The organism is Streptomyces sp. HUAS MS02 (assembly GCF_055702265.1).
Map to the genome: position 1 here is coordinate 1,079,487 of NZ_CM146747.1, position 16,000 is coordinate 1,095,486.

Consider the following 16,000-nt stretch of genomic DNA (forward strand, 5'->3'; position numbering starts at 1 on the left):
TCGTCCAGGAGATCTCACCATGACCGTTCACGCGCCCGACACGGATTCCGCGCCCTTGTCCGAGCGGATCGTGCTGCTCGGCTCCGAACCCACCGCCGCCCCCGATGTCCTCGGCGTCCTCGGCGGCAAAGCGGCCCGGCTCGCCGAACTGACGGCCGCCGGCCTTCCGGTGCCGCCTGCCTTCTGCCTCACCACGGAACTGTTCGACGCCTTCCTCGACGAGACGGGCCTGGCCCGCGCGCTGTCCGGCGTGGACAGCCGCACCGCCCGCGAACTGGTCCTCTCCACCCCGGTGCCCGCCCCGATCGCCGAAGCCGTGCTCGCCGCGTACGCCGCCCTGGGGCGGCCCCGGGTGGCGGTGCGCTCCTCCGCGCAGAAGGAGGACTCCACCGTCCAGTCCTTCGCGGGCCAGCACGACACGGTCCTCGACGTGGCGGGCGACGAGGACCTCCTGGACGCGGTCCGGCAGTGCTGGGCGTCCCTGTGGTCCGACCGGGCCGCCGCCTACCGGGAGGAGGGAGCACTGCCGGGCTCCATCGCCGTGGTGGTGCAGGAGATGGTGCACACCGACGTCAGTGGCGTCCTGTTCACTGTCGACCCGGTCAGCGCGCGAGAGCACCGGATCGTGATCGAGGCGTGCGTCGGCCTCGGGGAGGGGCTGGTCGCGGGCCGGGTCTCCAGCGACTACTTCGTCGTGGACGACCGCACCCTGGAGGTCGTCGAGGAGCGGGTGCGTCACAAGGTCACCAAGTGCGCCCCGATCGCCCCCGGCCGTATCGGCGTGACCAAGGTCGAGGGCAGCGCGCGCCACGCACCCTGCCTGACCCATGACCAGCTGGCCGAACTGACGCGCCTGGCCCTGCGGGTGCGCGAGCACTACGGCCACGAGCAGGACATCGAGTGGGGCATGCGCGACGGCGCCTTCCACGTCTTCCAGGCCCGCCCCGTCACCACCCGCAAGGAGGCGGGGCGGGCCGTGCCCGGCACGTACGTCACGCCGCAGCCGGACCCCATCGAGCAGGGCACCCTGTGGTCGCGCATGGACATCGGCGAGATCTTCGTCGGCCTGATGACACCGCTGGGAGTGAGTTTCGCCAAGTACTACCAGCAGCACGTCCACCTGGACTGCACGTCCGCGCTCGGCGTGCGCACCACCGGTGACCCCGATCTGCCCATGGGCTACGTCCAGGGGCATGTCTACCTCAACATCTCCTACAGCGCCTACGTGATGCAGCAGGCGCTGCCCACCCGCGACCAGAGCCGTTTCACCAACCGCTTCGTGAGCGAGGAACTCGACACCACGGGCTACGAGAACCCCTTCGGCAGCTTCCCGTCCGGCACGCAGGACCTCCTGTCGCTCGCCTTCTGGGTGCGCAGCACCGCCACCGAGATGGCCCGGGCACAGCCCCGGTCCAAGGAGATGGTCGCCTCCCGCCTGTACGAGTTCGACCGGGCCCGTGCCCTGGACCTGACCCGGATGACACGCCGAGAACTGCACATGGAACTGAACCGGCGGCTCGGCTACTTCCATGACATGCACGTGGGCTACATGCCGTACTACATCAACGCGTTCGCGTTCTACGGCGTGCTGACCGAGCTGTGCTCGCTCTGGCTGGGCACGGACGGCGCCAACCTCCAGAACCGCGTCAAGACGGACATGTCGAACCTGCGGACCGTCGGATGCGCCAAGGAGATCTGGTCCCTCGCCCAGGCCGCCAAGGAGTCCCCTCAGGTCCTGAAGATCATCGAGCAGGAGCCGCTGGGCACCCTTGAATCCACGCTGCGCGCCGACGAGGAGGGCCGGGCCTACTGGGACCGGCACATGGAGCCCTTCCTGCGTGCCAACGGCACCCGTGGCCCCCAGGAGATGGAGTTGTCCCACCCGCGCTGGGTGGACGACCCGTCGTACCTGTTCCAGATGATCCGCCGTTACGCCGCCGACGGCTTCTCCGCCGACGACCTCATGCAGCGCAGCAGCGGATACCACGACGACTCCCGCGACGTGCTGGACCGTCTGCCGTTCCTGAAGAGGAAGGTGCTGGAGGGCGTCATCTCCCTGTACGAGGGGACGAGCGAACTGCGCGAGGCGACCCGGATGTCCATGATCACGTCGATCTGGCTGGTCCGGAGCGTGGTCTACGAGGTCGGGCGCCGACTGGTGGAGGCCGGCGTGCTGACGTCACTGGACGAGGTCATGTACCTCGACTTCGAGGACGTGCGCGGCTATCTCGCCGGTGACGCCACGGAGACGGCGGCCTTCCCCCGTGCCCGGGTCCAGGAGGCACGCCGCGTGCACGAGTACCACAAGCGGCTCCCGGAACCGCCGCTCACCTTCATCGGCCACCACGACCCCGCGACGGCCGTGCGGCGGGCGCCGGACGGTGCGCGTCTGGAGGGCCTCGGCTCCAGCCCCGGACGCGTGGTGGGCCGGGCCCGGATCGTGGAGGACCTGGTCTGGCAGGCGGACGAGTTCGAGGCCGGGGAGATCCTCGTGACCGGCTTCACGGACGCGACCTGGACCCCGCTGTTCGCCATCGCCGGCGGTGTCGTCACCGACATCGGCTCGATGCTCTCGCACAGCTCGATCGTCGCGCGCGAGTTCAACGTTCCGTCGGTGGTCAACACCAAGCACGCGACTCAGATCATCCACACCGGCGACCTGATCGCCGTCGACGGCGACGCCGGAACGGTCGAGGTCGTCGAACCCGCGGGCCCCTGAGGGCAGTTCGGCACCGGAAGAGAACACACCCGAGACAGGAGAGACGGATGATCCCCGACCTGTGGTACCCGATCGCCATATCCACGGATGTCAACACCAAGAAGCCCACGAGCCTGCGGCGCCTCGGCATGCAGCTGGTGCTGTGGCGGGACATGGACGGCAACGTCGTCGTCCAGGACGCACGGTGCCCGCACAAGGGGGCCGACCTGGGTGACGGCCGTCTGAAGGGCAACGCGGTCGAATGCCCGTACCACGGCTTCCTGTTCAACCCCGAGGGCACGTGCACGCTGACCCCGGCGATGGGCAGGAACGCCCGTATACCCGGGTCGCTCAAGATCCGTTCGTACCCGGTCCAGGAGCGTCATGGCCTGATCTGGATGTGGTGGGGCGACGACCGCCCGGCGGACGAGCGTCCGGACATCATCGCGCCCCGTGAGATCAAGGAGCACGAGGGCCTCTACTCCACGATCTCGTGGGAGAAGCCGGTTCACTACACGCGGTACATCGAGAGCGTCCAGGAGTTCTACCACGTGACCTATGTGCACCGGGATCACTGGCTGAACTACCTGGACTTCAACTTCCTGTACGGGACGCTGCGCAAGTTCGGCCTGGACGGAAAGCAGAACTTTCTCAAGGCCACCATGATCCACAACCATCATGTGGAGACGGACGACGACGGAATGACGTTCCGGTACTCGTTCGACCACGGCCAGGAGGACGACCCGAGCAAGAGCATCCACTACGTCATCACGTTCTCGTTCCCCTGCATGGTGCACGTGCAGACCGAGGCGTTCGAGACGACGTCCTGGTTCATGCCGGTGGACGAGGAACACACCCAGCACATCTTCCGCGTCTACGAGTTCCCGCAGCTGAAGCCGATCCTGCGACTGCCGGCGCTGCGGCGCCTGATGTCCACGCTCCAGGTGTACCTGGAGAAGTTCGTCCAGGACCCGCAGGACTTCAAGATCATGGCGAAGCAGGAGCCCCGGATCAGCGGCGGCGGCGTCAACAAGTTCATCCCGGTGGACGAGATGAACGCCAAGTTCATCAAGACCCGCGCCCGGCTGCTGCGGGAGGCCAGGGAGCGCCGCCAGGAGACGGTCCACGACACCGGCGACGGCATGGTCGGCGGGATGGACATGGCCGAGGACCTGGACTTGCGGGACGCGCCGTCCCCTGCCCCTGCCTCCACCGGCAAACCGCGCGCGTCCGCGAACGGCAACGGCAACGGCAACGGCAACGGCAAGCTCAACGGCAACTCCGCCCCCACCGTGCCCCCGAGCGACGAGGTCGAGACCTGGTCCGGTGCCACGGCAGGGTGAGCCCACCCCACCCGCAACGGGTCGCCGCGGCGTGGCGGTCACGAGCACCGCGCCGCGGCGCCGCCTTCCGCGCACACAGACGAGGGGAACGGCGAGCGTGACAGAAGACGCAGTACCGATCGACGACATGCCGCAGGCGCGCGGCGCGGCCCGGCCCTTCTCGTACGGCTGCGGCGCGGCACGGCTGGGAGCAGCGTTGCAGGAGATTCTCCGCACCGGGCTCGGCCTCGCCGGCGGCGGATCCGGCACGCTGTCCTGGGCGGCATTGAGCTCCGGGTCTGATGCGGGCTCGATTCCCTGAGAGTCAAGGACGCCGGTCCTCACCTGGCCCCAAGAATGATCAAGGGCCGGTTTCGGATACCTCCGAAACCGGCCCTGACCTGCGACTGTCTCCAGTCGGGACGACAGGATTTGAACCTGCGACCCCTTGACCCCCAGTCAAGTGCGCTACCAAGCTGCGCCACGTCCCGGTGCGCTGTCCGCGGGGAACCGCGTGATCGCGCACTGAGAACTTTACCGTACGTCGGCCACTGCCCCGTGGCCGGTGAGCGGCGAGGGACAATCGGGGCATGAGCGGGACAGCGGAGGACGGGACGGCGCCGGAGCGGGACCGGGACGAGGAGGGGCGGGCGCGCAGCGCGCGGCCCCGGGACGGGCTGGGGCGCCCGTTGCCGTACGGGGCGCCGGGTGTGGAGCGGCAGCCCGAAGGAGTGGTGCGGGACCCCGAGCGGACGGTCACCGAGGCGCAGGCGCTGCTGGACGCGGGGAAGCCGTTCCATGCGCACGAGGTCTTCGAGGACGCCTGGAAGTCCGGCCCCGACGAGGAGCGGGCGCTGTGGCGTGGCCTCGCCCAGCTCGCGGTGGGACTCACGCACTCGGCGCGCGGGAACGTCAAGGGCGGGGCACGGCTGCTGCGGCGCGGCGCCGGTGCCGTGGAGGAATGGGGCGCCGGGAGCGGACGGTCGCATCCGCACGGCGTCGATCTCGCCGGGGTGGGCGCCTGGGCCCGACGGCTGGCCGACGTCGTGGAGCGGGAGGGGGCCGCGGTCGACGCGGAGGCGTGGGCGCCGCGATTGCGGGGCTGACCAAGCGGACCCCTGGACTCGGCGCCGTACGGGACGGAGGGCTCAGCGGAGCAGCAGTTGCAGGCCGCCCACGATCGTCGCCGCGATCACCAACTGCTCGAACAGCTTCTGGTTGATGCGGTTCACCGCCCACTTGCCGAGGAACGCGCCGGGGACGACGAACAGGGCGAGCGCGGCGTCCAGCAGCAGCGAGTGCGCGTCGATGAGTCCGAGACCGACGCTGAACGGGACCTTGGAGACGTTGACGATGAGGAAGAAGAACGCCGACGTACCGAGGAAGCCGAGCTTCCGGAAGCCCGCCGAGAGCAGGTACATCGACATCACGGGGCCGCCGGCATTGGCGACCATGGTGGTGAAACCGCCGAGTACGCCGTACGAACGGGCCTTGACACGGCCCGCGCGGGTGGTGATCGCGTCGGGTTCGTCGTCCTTGTCGACCGTACGGCGGCGCCAGATGGTGACGGCCGTCATCAGCAGCAGGATCGCGCCGATGGAGGTGCGGACGACCTGGTCGTCGGCCCAGACCAGGAACAGCGTGCCGAGGAGCACGCCGGCGCCGACCGCCGGGAAGAGCTTCCACAGGGTGGGCCAGTGGGCGTGCCTGCGATAGGTGAGCACCGCGAGGACGTCGCCGACGATCAGGATCGGCAGGAGGACGCCCGTCGAGGCGCGCGCGGGCAGCACGGCGGCGAAGATCGCGAGGCTGACCGTGTTGGCACCGCTCACGGCCGTCTTCGAGAAGCCGACGAGCAGGGCCGCGAAGGCGAGGGCCGCGAACTCGGCCGTGGACAGGTGCCAGAGAGTCATCGTGTTCATGCGGGGACCGATGCTATGCGCACCTATCGGCGCGCGGCAGAACCGTCTCGCCAGTCGGCCCTGCCGCCAGGCTCGGCGCTTTGGCCCCGGACGGCCCATGGACCATCGTCCGACGGGCTGGCAAGATCCCCCGGGTACCTTCACCGACGTAGTTGGAGGAGTCATGGCCGACTCGCGCGAGCACAGCTTCGCCGGTACGCGGGGCGGTGTCACCGCGCGGGAATGGCCGTGCGAGGGCGCGCGGTACGTGGTGCTCCTGGTGCACGGATACGGGGAGCACATCGGCCGGTACGAGCATGTGGCCGACGCCCTGGTGCGGCACGGCGCGGCGGTGTTCGGTCCCGATCACCTGGGGCACGGCAGGTCGGCGGGCGAGCGGGTGCTGATCGAGGACTTCGAGGACGTGGTCTCCGATGTGCACGCCGTGGAGGTGCTGGCGCGGGCCGCGTACCCGGGGCTGCCGGTGGTGCTGATCGGTCACTCCATGGGCGGTCTGATCGGCGCGCGGTACGCCCAGCGCTACGGCTCCGGGCTCGCGGCGCTCGTCCTGTCCGGGCCGCTGATCGGGATCTGGGGGCCCCTTCGGGCGCTGCTCGCGCCGCCCCGGGTGCCCGAGGTGCCGCTCGACCCGAAGCTGCTGTCGCGGGACATGGCGGTCGGCGCCGCGTACGCGAACGATCCGCTGGTGTGGCACGGCCCGTTCAAGCGGCCCACGCTGGAGGCGATCGACCGCACGTTGGAGACGATCTCGAAGGGCGGGCCCATCGGTCCGCTCCCGCTGCTGTGGCTGCACGGCGACGACGACCGGATCGTGCCGCTGCCCGGCAGCCGTACGGGGATCGAGGAGCTGCGCGGGACCGAGTGGACCGAGCGCGTCTACCCGGGCGCCCGGCACGAGGTGTTCAACGAGACGAACCGGAGCGAAGTGCTCGCGGACGTCACGGAGTTCGTGGACGGCGTACTGGGTCGCTGAACCCGCGTTTTCCGTCGTCCGCGCTGGGCACCCGGCCCCGCATGGAGTGGTTGCGGAGAGCGGCCTGCGTGGGAGAGGACCCCGAACTGTTCTTCCCCGTGGGCACCACAGGACCGGCGCTCGACGACGTCGCCGCCGCCAAACGTGTCTGCGGCCGCTGCCCGGTGCGCCGCGAGTGCCTCATGTGGGCGCTCGGCAACGGGCAGACGGCCGGCGTGTGGGGCGGCATGGGCGAGGAGGAACGCACCGACCTGCTCCGCAGAACCGGGAGCGCCGATGCCGCCCGGCACGAGGCTCTCGCCGGTACGAAGCGATGAGGAGTGACGCGTAGATGACGATGGTGAGGAGCACGCTGCCCGAGCCCGCCCGCCGGATCGCGGGCGACGCGCTGCAGGAGAGCCTGGTGGATCTGCTGGGGCTCTCGCTGATCGGGAAGCAGGCCCACTGGAACATCGTGGGGCCGAGGTTCCGTTCGATCCACCTGCAGCTCGACGAGGTGGTGTCCACGGCCCGGTCCTACGCCGATCAGGTCGCCGAACGCGCGGCCGCGCTCGGGGTCTCCCCCGACGGCCGGCCGGAGACGGTCGCGGCACGGTTCGATCTGCAGGGGCCGAAGGAGGGCTGGCTGCGGGACACCGAGGTCGTACGGCTGCTGGTGGGGGCGCTGGAAGAGGCGATCGGGCGGCTGCGGAAGCGGATCGACGCGACCGAGGAGGCCGACAAGGTCACCCAGGACCTGCTGATCTCGCTCACCTACGAGTTGGAGAAGCAGCGCTGGATGTTCGAGGCCGAGAACTGGCCGCGCGAGGACTGACCGTCAGGACGTGCCCCGTCGAGGACCACGGGCCGCCGGAGCCCCCGACCGCCTTGCAGCGGTCGGGGGCTCCGGCGGCCCGGCGTGTCCCGTGCTGTTTCATGGTGTCGCGTGGCTGTTCGTCAGGTGGTGCTCTTCCTGGCCGCCACGGCCGCGAGCAGCCGGTCGCGTGACTCCTCGACCAGGCGACGGGCCCGGCCGACGTCGGCGAGCAGCCTGCCGTCCCGCTTGTGGATCACGCCGTCGACGATGACCGTGTCGACGTTGGAGACGTCCGCGCTGAGCGTCACGGCGGCGGTCGCGTCGTGCACGGGCGCCATGTTGAGGGCGGTGGCGTCGAGGGCGACGACATCGGCGCGCTTGCCGGGGGCGAGGGAGCCGGTGCGGTCCTCGAGCCCGGCCACATGGGCGCCGTTGACCGTGGCGATCTCCAGCATCTGACGTGCCGTCAACATGGTGCTCGGGACAGGCAGGTTGGCCTGCCAGCAGTCGGCGTTGACCCGGGCCCGTTCGGCGCCGAAGGCCGCGCGGATCTGGGTGAACATGTCGCCGGGCACGGTGGTGACGACGTCGATGCTCAGGGACGGCCGCAGCCCGTGTTCGATCGCCTGCATGACCGGCGGCCAGCCGTGTCCCATCTGGGTCTCCACCTGGGCGGCGATGGAGACCGTCCCGCCGCTGTCGGCCACCATCCGCCACTCGTCCTCACCGAGGTGGCAGCAGTGGACGTAGGTGGTGTCGGGGCCGAGCAGGCCCATCTGGTGCAGCCGCCTGACCATGCCGAAGCGTCCGGCCAGGCGGCCCATGGCGACGTGCACGGTGATCGGGATGCCCAGCTCGCGGGCGAGTCCCCACTCCCGCTGGACCACGTCGTCGGTGCAGAAGCCGGGGCCCCGGGTGGCCAGGGCCATGGTGAGGAGACCGCCGTCGGAGGCGAAGTGCTCGGCGCGGACGCGCCGCACGTCGTCGCCGGGCACCGCGATCTTGCTGTCGAACCAGTAGTCGGCGAGGGAGGTGTTGGCGCTGCCGTACGCGTACTGGGCCCGGATGCCGGTCTCCGTCAGCGCCTGGATCGCGGCGTCCGGGTGCTCGGGCGTGTTGTTGATGTGGGACCAGTCGACGAGGGTGGTGATGCCCGCGTTGAGGCACTCCAGGCTGCCCGCCAGGTTGCCCGCGTACACGTCCTCGGGGGTGTAGACGGGCGCGAAGGTGTCGAGGACGTCGACGAAGTAGTCGTCGAGGGTGGCGTCGGGGGCGCAGCCGCGGATCGGCGCCTCCCAGGTGTGGCGGTGGGTGTCGACGAAGCCGGGGATGACGATACGGCCGGTCATGTCGAGCACCTCGGCGTCGACGTCCGCGTCGATGTGCGGCTCGACCGCCGTGATCGTGCCGTCCTCGATGAGGATGTCGCCCCGTGGCAGGTCACCGACGGCCGGGTCCATGGTGACGACATGGCCCGAGCGCAGGAGCATCCGTGGCATCCGTGTGGTCATCGCCGTTCCTCCCAGAGGTGGGTCCCGTCGAAAAATGACGGACTGTCAGTATGCGGCGAAGTCGTGAACCGTGCGCACGACCCTGCCGACGGTGGGGACGACCCGCTCCTGGGAGGTGCCGGCGAACGGCGGCGACACGCACTCCCCCGCCGCCGGGGCCGGCGCTACCCCACCGGTGGCCGGTCCAGGTTCAAGTGGTCGCGGAGGGTCGTGCCCTCGTAGTCCGTACGGAAGACTCCCCGTTCCTGGAGGAGGGGGACGACCTTGTCGGCGAAGGGGTCGAGGCCGGTGGGGGTGATGTGCGGGACGAGGATGAAGCCGTCGGCCGCGTCGGACTGGACGTAGTCATCGATGGTCCGCGCGACAGTCTCCGGCGAGCCGACGAAGCTCTGGCGGTTGCCGGTCTCGATGACGAGGTCACGGATGGACCAGCCGTTGGCGGCGGCGAGCTCCCGCCACTCCCGTGCCGTGGCCAACGGATCGCGGTACATGCGCACTTGGGCCCGTCCCTTGGAGATGTGCGCGTCGCCGGTGTCCGGATCGATGTCGGGGAGGGGGCCGTCGGGGTCGTAGGAGGACAGGTCCCGGTTCCAGACGAACTCCAGATGCTTGATGGCGGTGGCGCCGCTGACCTGGAGGCGGCGTACCTCCTTGGCGAGTTCCGCGGCCTCGGCGTCGGTGTCCCCCAGGACGAAGGTGGCCGCGGGCAGGATCAGCAGCTGGTCGTGGCGGCGGCCGTAGCGGGCGAGGCGGTTCTTGACGTCGGTGTAGAACGCCCGCCCCGCGTCCAGGCTCGCATACCGGCTGAAGATGGCGTCGGCGCTCGACGCGGCGAACTCGCGGCCCTCCTCCGAGTCTCCCGCCTGGAAGATCACCGGCCTGCCCTGCGGTGAGCGCGGGACGTTGAACCGGCCCTCGATGTCGAAGTGCCGGCCCGTGTGAACGAAGGATCCGGCCTTGGCGTCCCGCAGGAAGGCACCCGATTCCTGGTCGGCGACGATCTCGTCCCCGTCCCAGGAGTCGAAGAGTTCGGTCGCCGTGGCCAGGAACTCCTGGGCGCGGGAGTACCGCTCCTCCTGCGGCAGGAAGCCGCCCCGGCGGAAGTTCTCACCGGTGAAGGCGTCCCAGGAGGTGACCACGTTCCACGCGGCGCGACCGTCGGAGAGGTGGTCGAGGCTCGCGAACTGGCGGGCCACCTCGTAGGGCTCGTTGAAGGTGGAGTTGATGGTGCCGGTCAGTCCGAGGCGCTCGGTGACGGCGGCGAGCGCGGCGAGAACGGTGAAGGTGTCGGGGCGGCCGACGACGTCCAGGTCGTAGATCTCCCCGCCCTGTTCGCGCAGCCGCAGTCCTTCCGCGAGGAACAGGAAGTCGAACTTGGCGCGTTCGGCGGTGCGCGCGAAGTGCGCGAAGGAGCTGAACTCTATGTGGCTGCCGGCCTCGGGGTCGCTCCAGACGGTGGTGTTGTTGACGCCGGGGAAGTGGGCGGCGAGGTGGATCTGCTTGAGGGGCTTGTTCGGGTCGGTCGCACTGCTCGGGTTGCTGGGGTTGCTCGGCTTGCTCATGGGATGGGTCTCCGTCCGGCTCAGACCGTCGCGGCGGCGTAGCGGTTGGCGGGGCGGGCCAGGCCCAGCAGGCCCCGCAGGGTGTCGGCCTCGTAGCCGCGGCGGAAGGCGGCGCGGCGCTGGAGTTCGGGGACCAGACCTCGGGTGATCGCCGGGAGGTCATGGCCGAGCACGGCGGGACGCAGCCGGAAGCCGGACAGTCCGGCGCCCGCAAACTCCTGCAACAGATCGGCCAGTTGGGCCGGGCTGCCGGTGAATATCCGGGCGTCGCTCCGGTACGGCTCGCCCGCGAGGGTGTCGAGGCGCTCCCTGCGGGCCGCCGCCTCGGCCGGGTCGTCGTCGAGGAAGACCACGAGGTCGCCGAAGATGTGCAGCGGCTCGTCGGCGCGCCCGGCGGCCCGCTGCTCCGCGCGGATCTCGGCGACGATCGCGCGCGCCTGGCCGGTGTCGTGCGGCGTGACGTAGCCGATGTCGGCCTGGCGGCCCACCAGCCGGTAGGGGACGGTGTCATGGGCGAGCGCGGTCACGACGGGCTGGCCCTGCGGCGGGCGGGGGGTGATGGAGGGCCCCTTGACGTCGAAGTGGCGGCCCTCGAAGTCGATGTAGTGCAGTTTGGCGCGGTCGATGAACCGGCCGGTGGCCACGTCGCGGATCTCGGCGTCGTCCTCCCAGCTGTCCCAGAGCCGGCGCACGACCTCCACGTAGTCGGCTGCCTCGTCGAACAGGCCGGTCACCAGCTCCTGGGTGTCCGGGCTGTCGTAGGCCTCGATGCGCGGGATCGTCCGGCGGCCGAAGTGGGCCGCCTCGTTCGGGCGAGCGGTGATCTGTACGCGGAGGCCGGCGCGGCCGGAGCTGACGTAGTCGAGGGTGGCGATCGCCTTGGAGATGTGGAAGGGCTCGGTGTGGGTCGCCACGACGGTCGGCACGATGCCGATGTGCCGGGTGAGAGGGGCGATCCGGGCGGCGATCAGGACGGCGTCCAGACGGCCGCGGACCTGGTCGGTGCGCTCGTCGGGGTCCAGGAAGTGCGAGGACTGCGGGCCAAGACCGTCCTCGACGGTCACGAAGTCGAGCAGTCCCCGCTCGGCCTCGGCGACCAGGTCGGCCCAGTAGCGGGCGGTGAACAGCTCACGGGGGCGGGCCGTCGGCTCGCGCCAGGAAGCCGGGTGCCATCCGGTGCCGTCGAGGGCGACGGCGAGGTGCAGGGCGGACGGGGGCACGGTCGGGGTGAGAGAGGTGGACGCGGGGGTGGGGGCTGCTGGGGACACGGATGGGTGCCTTCCTAGGAGGTTCGTACGGCTCGCGCGGGACGTGTTCCCGGGCTGCGGACCGTGCGGATCGCCGAGCTGCGGCGCAGGGTGAAGCCGATGGACTCGTAGAGCCGGATCGCCGGGAGGTTGTCCGCGGCGGCGTGCAGGAACGGTGTGTCACCGCGTTCGTGGATGCCCGCGGCGACCGCGCGGACCAGCCGGGTGGCGAGGCCCCGGCCGCGGTGCTCCGGGTCGGTGCAGACCGCGCTGATCTCGGTCCAGCCGGGCGGACGGATCCTTTCACCAGCCATGGCGATCAGCCGTCCCCCTTCCCGGATGCCGAGATAGGTACCCAGTTCGACGGTCCGCTTCAGGAAGGGGCCCGGTCTGGTGCGGGCGACCAGGTCCAGGATCTCGGGGACGTCGTCGAGGCCGAGCCGTACGGCCTCGGGCGCGGGTTCGGCCCGTAGGGCGGTGTCCACCAACTGGACTCCCTGTCCACCGCCGATCACCTCCCAGCCGTCCGGGACCCTGCCGACCGGTTTGACCCGTACGACGGCGCCCGGTCCGACGAGTGTGTGCAGGTCGGCCCAGGCGGCCGGGTCCTCGGGGTCGGCGAGGGCGGCGAAGGCGTAGACGTCGGCCGGGTAGCGGGCGGCGGCGCCGAACCGTTCGGCGAAGGAGGCGTGCGGACCGTCGAGGGAGGCCCAGACAGCGTTGTCGAGGACGGGAAGGTCACTGCCGGGGCCGGGGCCGGGGCCGGCGTCGACGGGAACGGCGCGAGCGGGAACGGCGCGGGTCGGAACGGAGAGCGCGGGGGCGGCCGGTGCGGGCGGGGCTCCGCCCCCGTGGAGTTCGGTCCGGTGTGCCACGGGGGCGGAGTCCTTTCGTCAGCCAACTGGATTGCCTTGCAAGGTCGGTGACCGAGCGTCAGGAGTTGGTCAGCGGCAGACCCGGCGGGTTCACCTCCGACTTCTCCACCGCTTCGTTGGAGAGGTTCCAGGCCTTCAGCCAGTCGGCGTACTGCCCGTTCTCGATCAGGTGGTTGATGGCCTCGGCGAGCGGCTCGGCCAGGCCGCTGTCCTTCTTGGCGGTCGCGGCGATCAGGCCCTGGAGGGTCTCACCGGCGCCGGAGAACTGGCCCGCGATACGGGTCGCCTGGGGCGTGCCGGCGGTCTTGGCCGCGTGGTAGGCGAGGTTGGGGCTGGGGCCGAAGTAGGCGTCGATCTTGCCGCTGCTCAGCGCCAGGTAGATGCTGTTGCTCTCCTGGAAGTACTTGACGGTGAGGGGCTTCTTGCCCTCCTTCGCCAGCTTCGCCTTCCACTCCAGGAGGATCTTCTCCTGGTTGGTGCCGTTGCCGACCGTGACCGTCCTGCCGGCGAGGTTCTCGTAGTCGCCGTCGAAGTTCCAGCCGCTGTCCTTCTTGGTCTCGAAGGCCAGGTCGTCCTTGCGGTAGGAGGCGAACTCGTACTTCTGCTTGCGCTCCTCGGTGTCGGTGATGTTGGAGAAGCCGACGTCGACCTTGCCGCTGTCGATGCCGATGAACAGGTTCTCCCAGGTCGACTGGCGTATCTCGGGTTCGAGACCGAGGACGGCGGCCACGAGTCTGGCGAGGTCGGGCTCGGAGCCGGTGACGGTCTTCTGGTCGCTGCCGATGAAGCCGAGCGGCGGACTGCCGGACGGCAGCGTGCCCGAGCCGATCACCAGCTTGCCGCTCTTCTTGATCGCGGCGGGCAGCTTGGCGCTGATGGACTTCACCTCGGAGACGTTGATCTCCGTCTCCTCGGCGGCACCGTTGGCCAGTTGTCCCACGGTGACCGTGCCGGCGGCGTCGGTCCTGGTGGCGGCCTCGGTGTCACCCCCGCAGGCGGTGAGCCCGGTGGCGAGGGTGGCGGCGGCGGTCGCCGCGGTGATACCGCGCAGCAGGCTGCGCCGGGAGAACCGGGTGTGCGTGGGCATGGCTGTCCTTGTCGTTCGAGAGGGTGGTTGGTGCGGGCGGTGTGGGGGGAAGTGCGGGGGCGCGGGTCACTCGGGGTCAGAGGACCCTGCTGAGGAAGTCCTTGGTCCGTTCGTGCCGCGGCTTGTCCAGGACCTCGGCGGGCGGGCCCTGTTCGACGATCCGGCCGCCGTCGATGAAGACGACCCGGTCGGCGATCTCCCGGGCGAAGCCGATCTCATGGGTGACGATCACCAGCGTGGTGCCGCTCCTCGCCAGGTCCTTGATGACTTCCAGGACCTCGCCGACGAGTTCGGGGTCGAGGGCGGAGGTCGGTTCGTCGAAGAGGATGACGCCAGGCCGCAGGGCGAGGGCGCGGGCGATGGCCACGCGCTGCTGCTGTCCGCCGGACAACTGCCGTGGGTAGGCGTCCGCCTTGTCGGCCAGGCCGACCCGGTCGAGCAGTTCGCGGGCGAGTGCGTCGGCCTGGGTCCTGCCGAGCTTCCCGGTGGCCACCGGGGCGGCCGCCACGTTCTCCAGCACGGTCAGGTGCGGGAAGAGGTTGAAGTTCTGGAAGACGAAGCCGATCCGGGAGCGCTGGGTGAGGATCGCCCGCTCGCTGAGTTCCTTCAGGCGGTCGCCGTGCCGGCGTACGCCGATCAGTTCGCCGTTGACGCTGACATGGCCGATCTCGGGCTTCTCCAGGTGGTTGATGACCCTGAGCAGCGTGGACTTGCCGGAGCCGGACGGGCCGAGGATCACGGTGACCTCGCCGGGGCGGATGGTCAGATCGACGCCGTCGAGAACCCGGTGGGTGCCGTACCACTTGTGCACGTCGTGCACCTCGACGGTGGCGGCGTCCTGGGCGGGCGCCCCGGACGGCGTGGGGAGTGTCCCGGCGGTCATACGGCGGCCTCCTTGCGGATGCGGGCCCGGAGTTCGGTGATCCCGGCCCGCAGTTTCTGGAGCGGGGTCGGCGGCAGGGTGCGGGTGGCGCCCCGGGCGTAGTACCGCTCGACGTAGAACTGGACGACGGAGACGACGCTGGTGAGGATCAGGTACCAGACGGTGGCCACCAGCAGCAGCGGCACGATGTCGCCGGGATAGGTGGAGCCCATGGCCTGGGCGGTGCCGAAGAGGTCGAGCAGGGAGACGTAGAAGACCAGCGAGGTGCTCTTGATGAGGCCGATCAGCTGGTTGACGTAGTTCGGGGTGATCGAGCGCAGCGCCTGCGGGAAGACGATCCTGCGGAACTGGTAGCGCTTGGGCAGTCCGAGCGCGGAGGCCGCTTCGTGCTGGCCCTGGTCGACGGAGAGGATGCCGCCGCGGACGACCTCGGCGGCGTAGGCGGCCTCGTTGAGGCTGAGGCCGATCACGGCGACGGCCATGTCGGTGGCCAGGCGTGACTCGTCGAAGGTGAAGAACGCCGGACCGAAGGGGACGCCGAGGCTGAGAGTCTGGTAGAGGGCGCTGAAGTTGTAGAGGAACAGCAGGACCACGATCAGCGGGATCGAGCGCAGGGCCCAGATGTAGACCCAGCTCACCGAGCGCAGGACCGGGCTGTCGGAGAGCCGGGCCAGGGCCAGGAGGATGCCGCCGAGGAGGCCCAACACCGCGCTGTAGGCGGTGACTTCGAGGGTGATGAGCAGTCCGTCGAGGATGGTCGGACGCAGGAACCAGTACGCGAAGCGGTCCCACTGGTAGAAGGGGTTGGAGATCAGACCGTGGACGAACTGGGCCGCGAGGACCAGCACGATCGCGGTGGCGATCCAGCGGCCGGGTCGGCGCAGGGGCAGCACCCGCTGGGCGGCGAGCTGCTTCGACGGGGTGTCGTCGGCGGGCGGCGGTGCCTCGGTCAGGGACACGGCGGCGCCTGGGGGTTCACTCATCAAGGGCTCCGGAGGAGTGTCGAAACCCCAGGCGACGCAGGCGACTTCGGCCGTACGGCGAGCGGGCGACGCTCGCCGTACAGAGGCACGTAAAGACACACGGATGCGCACGGCACCGGGGCTGGCGGAGAGAGGTCGGCC

15 protein-coding genes and 1 tRNA gene are annotated in these 16,000 nt (G+C 70.2%); 7 read left to right on the top strand and 9 right to left on the bottom strand.

The features are described from left to right. Window positions 1-19: 19 nt before the first annotated feature. The 3 genes from redH to ACZ9QC_RS04545 all read left to right on the top strand — a co-directional run bounded on the left by redH (window position 20) and on the right by ACZ9QC_RS04545 (window position 4,342). Window positions 20-2,719, top strand: coding sequence for an undecylprodigiosin ligase RedH (gene redH / locus ACZ9QC_RS04535; protein WP_472918937.1), 2,700 nt, complete (start codon window positions 20-22; stop codon window positions 2,717-2,719). Window positions 2,720-2,766: 47 nt separating this feature from the next. After that, a complete protein-coding gene (locus ACZ9QC_RS04540) occupies window positions 2,767-4,041 on the top strand; it encodes a Rieske 2Fe-2S domain-containing protein (RefSeq protein WP_472918938.1) in 1,275 nt (424 codons plus the stop codon). A gap of 97 nt (window positions 4,042-4,138) precedes the next feature. Further along, on the top strand, window positions 4,139-4,342 hold the full coding sequence (locus tag ACZ9QC_RS04545; RefSeq protein ID WP_472918939.1) for a hypothetical protein: 204 nt from the start codon (window positions 4,139-4,141) through the stop codon (window positions 4,340-4,342). Window positions 4,343-4,437: 95 nt separating this feature from the next. Here the strand turns inward: ACZ9QC_RS04545 and ACZ9QC_RS04550 are convergent. Next, window positions 4,438-4,511 (bottom strand) — tRNA-Pro (locus ACZ9QC_RS04550). 99 nt (window positions 4,512-4,610) lie between these two features. On the opposite strand from ACZ9QC_RS04550, the gene ACZ9QC_RS04555 reads away from it, so the two are divergent. Continuing rightward, window positions 4,611-5,126, top strand: coding sequence for a DUF309 domain-containing protein (locus ACZ9QC_RS04555; protein ID WP_472918940.1), 516 nt, complete (start codon window positions 4,611-4,613; stop codon window positions 5,124-5,126). Window positions 5,127-5,168: 42 nt separating this feature from the next. Here ACZ9QC_RS04555 and ACZ9QC_RS04560 read toward each other — a convergent pair whose 3' ends face one another. Then, window positions 5,169-5,942 carry a sulfite exporter TauE/SafE family protein gene (locus ACZ9QC_RS04560; protein WP_184902108.1) on the bottom strand — a complete coding sequence of 258 codons (774 nt, stop codon included), beginning with the start codon at window positions 5,940-5,942 and terminating at the stop codon, window positions 5,169-5,171. Between the two features lie 163 nt (window positions 5,943-6,105). Between ACZ9QC_RS04560 and ACZ9QC_RS04565 the strand changes: the two genes are divergently transcribed. Genes ACZ9QC_RS04565 through ACZ9QC_RS04575 form a run of 3 tightly spaced genes read left to right on the top strand, consistent with a single transcriptional unit; the run spans window position 6,106 to window position 7,729 of the window. Next, on the top strand, window positions 6,106-6,915 hold the full coding sequence (locus ACZ9QC_RS04565) for an alpha/beta hydrolase (protein ID WP_472918941.1): 810 nt from the start codon (window positions 6,106-6,108) through the stop codon (window positions 6,913-6,915). A 41-nt stretch (window positions 6,916-6,956) separates the two neighbouring features. After that, entirely contained in the window at window positions 6,957-7,232 is a 276-nt protein-coding gene (locus ACZ9QC_RS04570) for a WhiB family transcriptional regulator (protein ID WP_319241575.1), read from the top strand. 14 nt (window positions 7,233-7,246) lie between these two features. Next, entirely contained in the window at window positions 7,247-7,729 is a 483-nt protein-coding gene (locus tag ACZ9QC_RS04575; RefSeq protein ID WP_215454001.1) for a Dps family protein, read from the top strand. Between the two features lie 122 nt (window positions 7,730-7,851). On the opposite strand, the gene ACZ9QC_RS04580 is transcribed toward ACZ9QC_RS04575, so the two are convergent. From ACZ9QC_RS04580 to ACZ9QC_RS04610, 7 genes are all read right to left on the bottom strand, one after another. Then, window positions 7,852-9,222 (bottom strand): amidohydrolase family protein, encoded by a 1,371-nt coding sequence (locus ACZ9QC_RS04580; protein WP_472918942.1) that lies wholly within the window; start codon window positions 9,220-9,222, stop codon window positions 7,852-7,854. 164 nt (window positions 9,223-9,386) lie between these two features. Beyond that, window positions 9,387-10,784 (bottom strand): NtaA/DmoA family FMN-dependent monooxygenase, encoded by a 1,398-nt coding sequence (locus ACZ9QC_RS04585; RefSeq protein ID WP_472918943.1) that lies wholly within the window; start codon window positions 10,782-10,784, stop codon window positions 9,387-9,389. Window positions 10,785-10,804: 20 nt separating this feature from the next. Continuing rightward, on the bottom strand, window positions 10,805-12,052 hold the full coding sequence (locus tag ACZ9QC_RS04590; RefSeq protein WP_472918944.1) for an LLM class flavin-dependent oxidoreductase: 1,248 nt from the start codon (window positions 12,050-12,052) through the stop codon (window positions 10,805-10,807). Window positions 12,053-12,066: 14 nt separating this feature from the next. Next, window positions 12,067-12,906 (bottom strand): GNAT family N-acetyltransferase, encoded by an 840-nt coding sequence (locus tag ACZ9QC_RS04595; protein ID WP_472918945.1) that lies wholly within the window; start codon window positions 12,904-12,906, stop codon window positions 12,067-12,069. A 58-nt stretch (window positions 12,907-12,964) separates the two neighbouring features. Beyond that, window positions 12,965-13,993, bottom strand: coding sequence for an ABC transporter substrate-binding protein (locus ACZ9QC_RS04600; RefSeq protein ID WP_472918946.1), 1,029 nt, complete (start codon window positions 13,991-13,993; stop codon window positions 12,965-12,967). Between the two features lie 76 nt (window positions 13,994-14,069). Further along, a complete protein-coding gene (locus tag ACZ9QC_RS04605; protein WP_472918947.1) occupies window positions 14,070-14,876 on the bottom strand; it encodes an amino acid ABC transporter ATP-binding protein in 807 nt (268 codons plus the stop codon). Then, the gene (locus ACZ9QC_RS04610) at window positions 14,873-15,859 is read right to left on the bottom strand and encodes an amino acid ABC transporter permease (protein WP_472918948.1); all 987 of its coding nucleotides are present in this window, start codon (window positions 15,857-15,859) and stop codon (window positions 14,873-14,875) included. The genes ACZ9QC_RS04605 and ACZ9QC_RS04610 overlap by 4 nt, the downstream gene beginning before the upstream one ends. Between the last annotated feature and the right edge of the window lie 141 nt (window positions 15,860-16,000).

Bases quoted from the DNA above. Each gene is read 5' to 3' on its own strand.
- ACZ9QC_RS04585 (WP_472918943.1), bottom strand. From the start codon at position 10,784: ATGAGCAAGCCGAGCAACCCCAGCAACCCGAGCAGTGCGACCGACCCG.
- ACZ9QC_RS04560 (WP_184902108.1), bottom strand. From the start codon at position 5,942: ATGAACACGATGACTCTCTGGCACCTGTCCACGGCCGAGTTCGCGGCC.
- ACZ9QC_RS04610 (WP_472918948.1), bottom strand. From the start codon at position 15,859: ATGAGTGAACCCCCAGGCGCCGCCGTGTCCCTGACCGAGGCACCGCCG.
- ACZ9QC_RS04565 (WP_472918941.1), top strand. From the start codon at position 6,106: ATGGCCGACTCGCGCGAGCACAGCTTCGCCGGTACGCGGGGCGGTGTC.
- ACZ9QC_RS04570 (WP_319241575.1), top strand. From the start codon at position 6,957: ATGGAGTGGTTGCGGAGAGCGGCCTGCGTGGGAGAGGACCCCGAACTG.
- redH (WP_472918937.1), top strand. From the start codon at position 20: ATGACCGTTCACGCGCCCGACACGGATTCCGCGCCCTTGTCCGAGCGG.
- ACZ9QC_RS04605 (WP_472918947.1), bottom strand. From the start codon at position 14,876: ATGACCGCCGGGACACTCCCCACGCCGTCCGGGGCGCCCGCCCAGGAC.
- ACZ9QC_RS04540 (WP_472918938.1), top strand. From the start codon at position 2,767: ATGATCCCCGACCTGTGGTACCCGATCGCCATATCCACGGATGTCAAC.
- ACZ9QC_RS04600 (WP_472918946.1), bottom strand. From the start codon at position 13,993: ATGCCCACGCACACCCGGTTCTCCCGGCGCAGCCTGCTGCGCGGTATC.
- ACZ9QC_RS04575 (WP_215454001.1), top strand. From the start codon at position 7,247: ATGACGATGGTGAGGAGCACGCTGCCCGAGCCCGCCCGCCGGATCGCG.
- ACZ9QC_RS04555 (WP_472918940.1), top strand. From the start codon at position 4,611: ATGAGCGGGACAGCGGAGGACGGGACGGCGCCGGAGCGGGACCGGGAC.
- ACZ9QC_RS04580 (WP_472918942.1), bottom strand. From the start codon at position 9,222: ATGACCACACGGATGCCACGGATGCTCCTGCGCTCGGGCCATGTCGTC.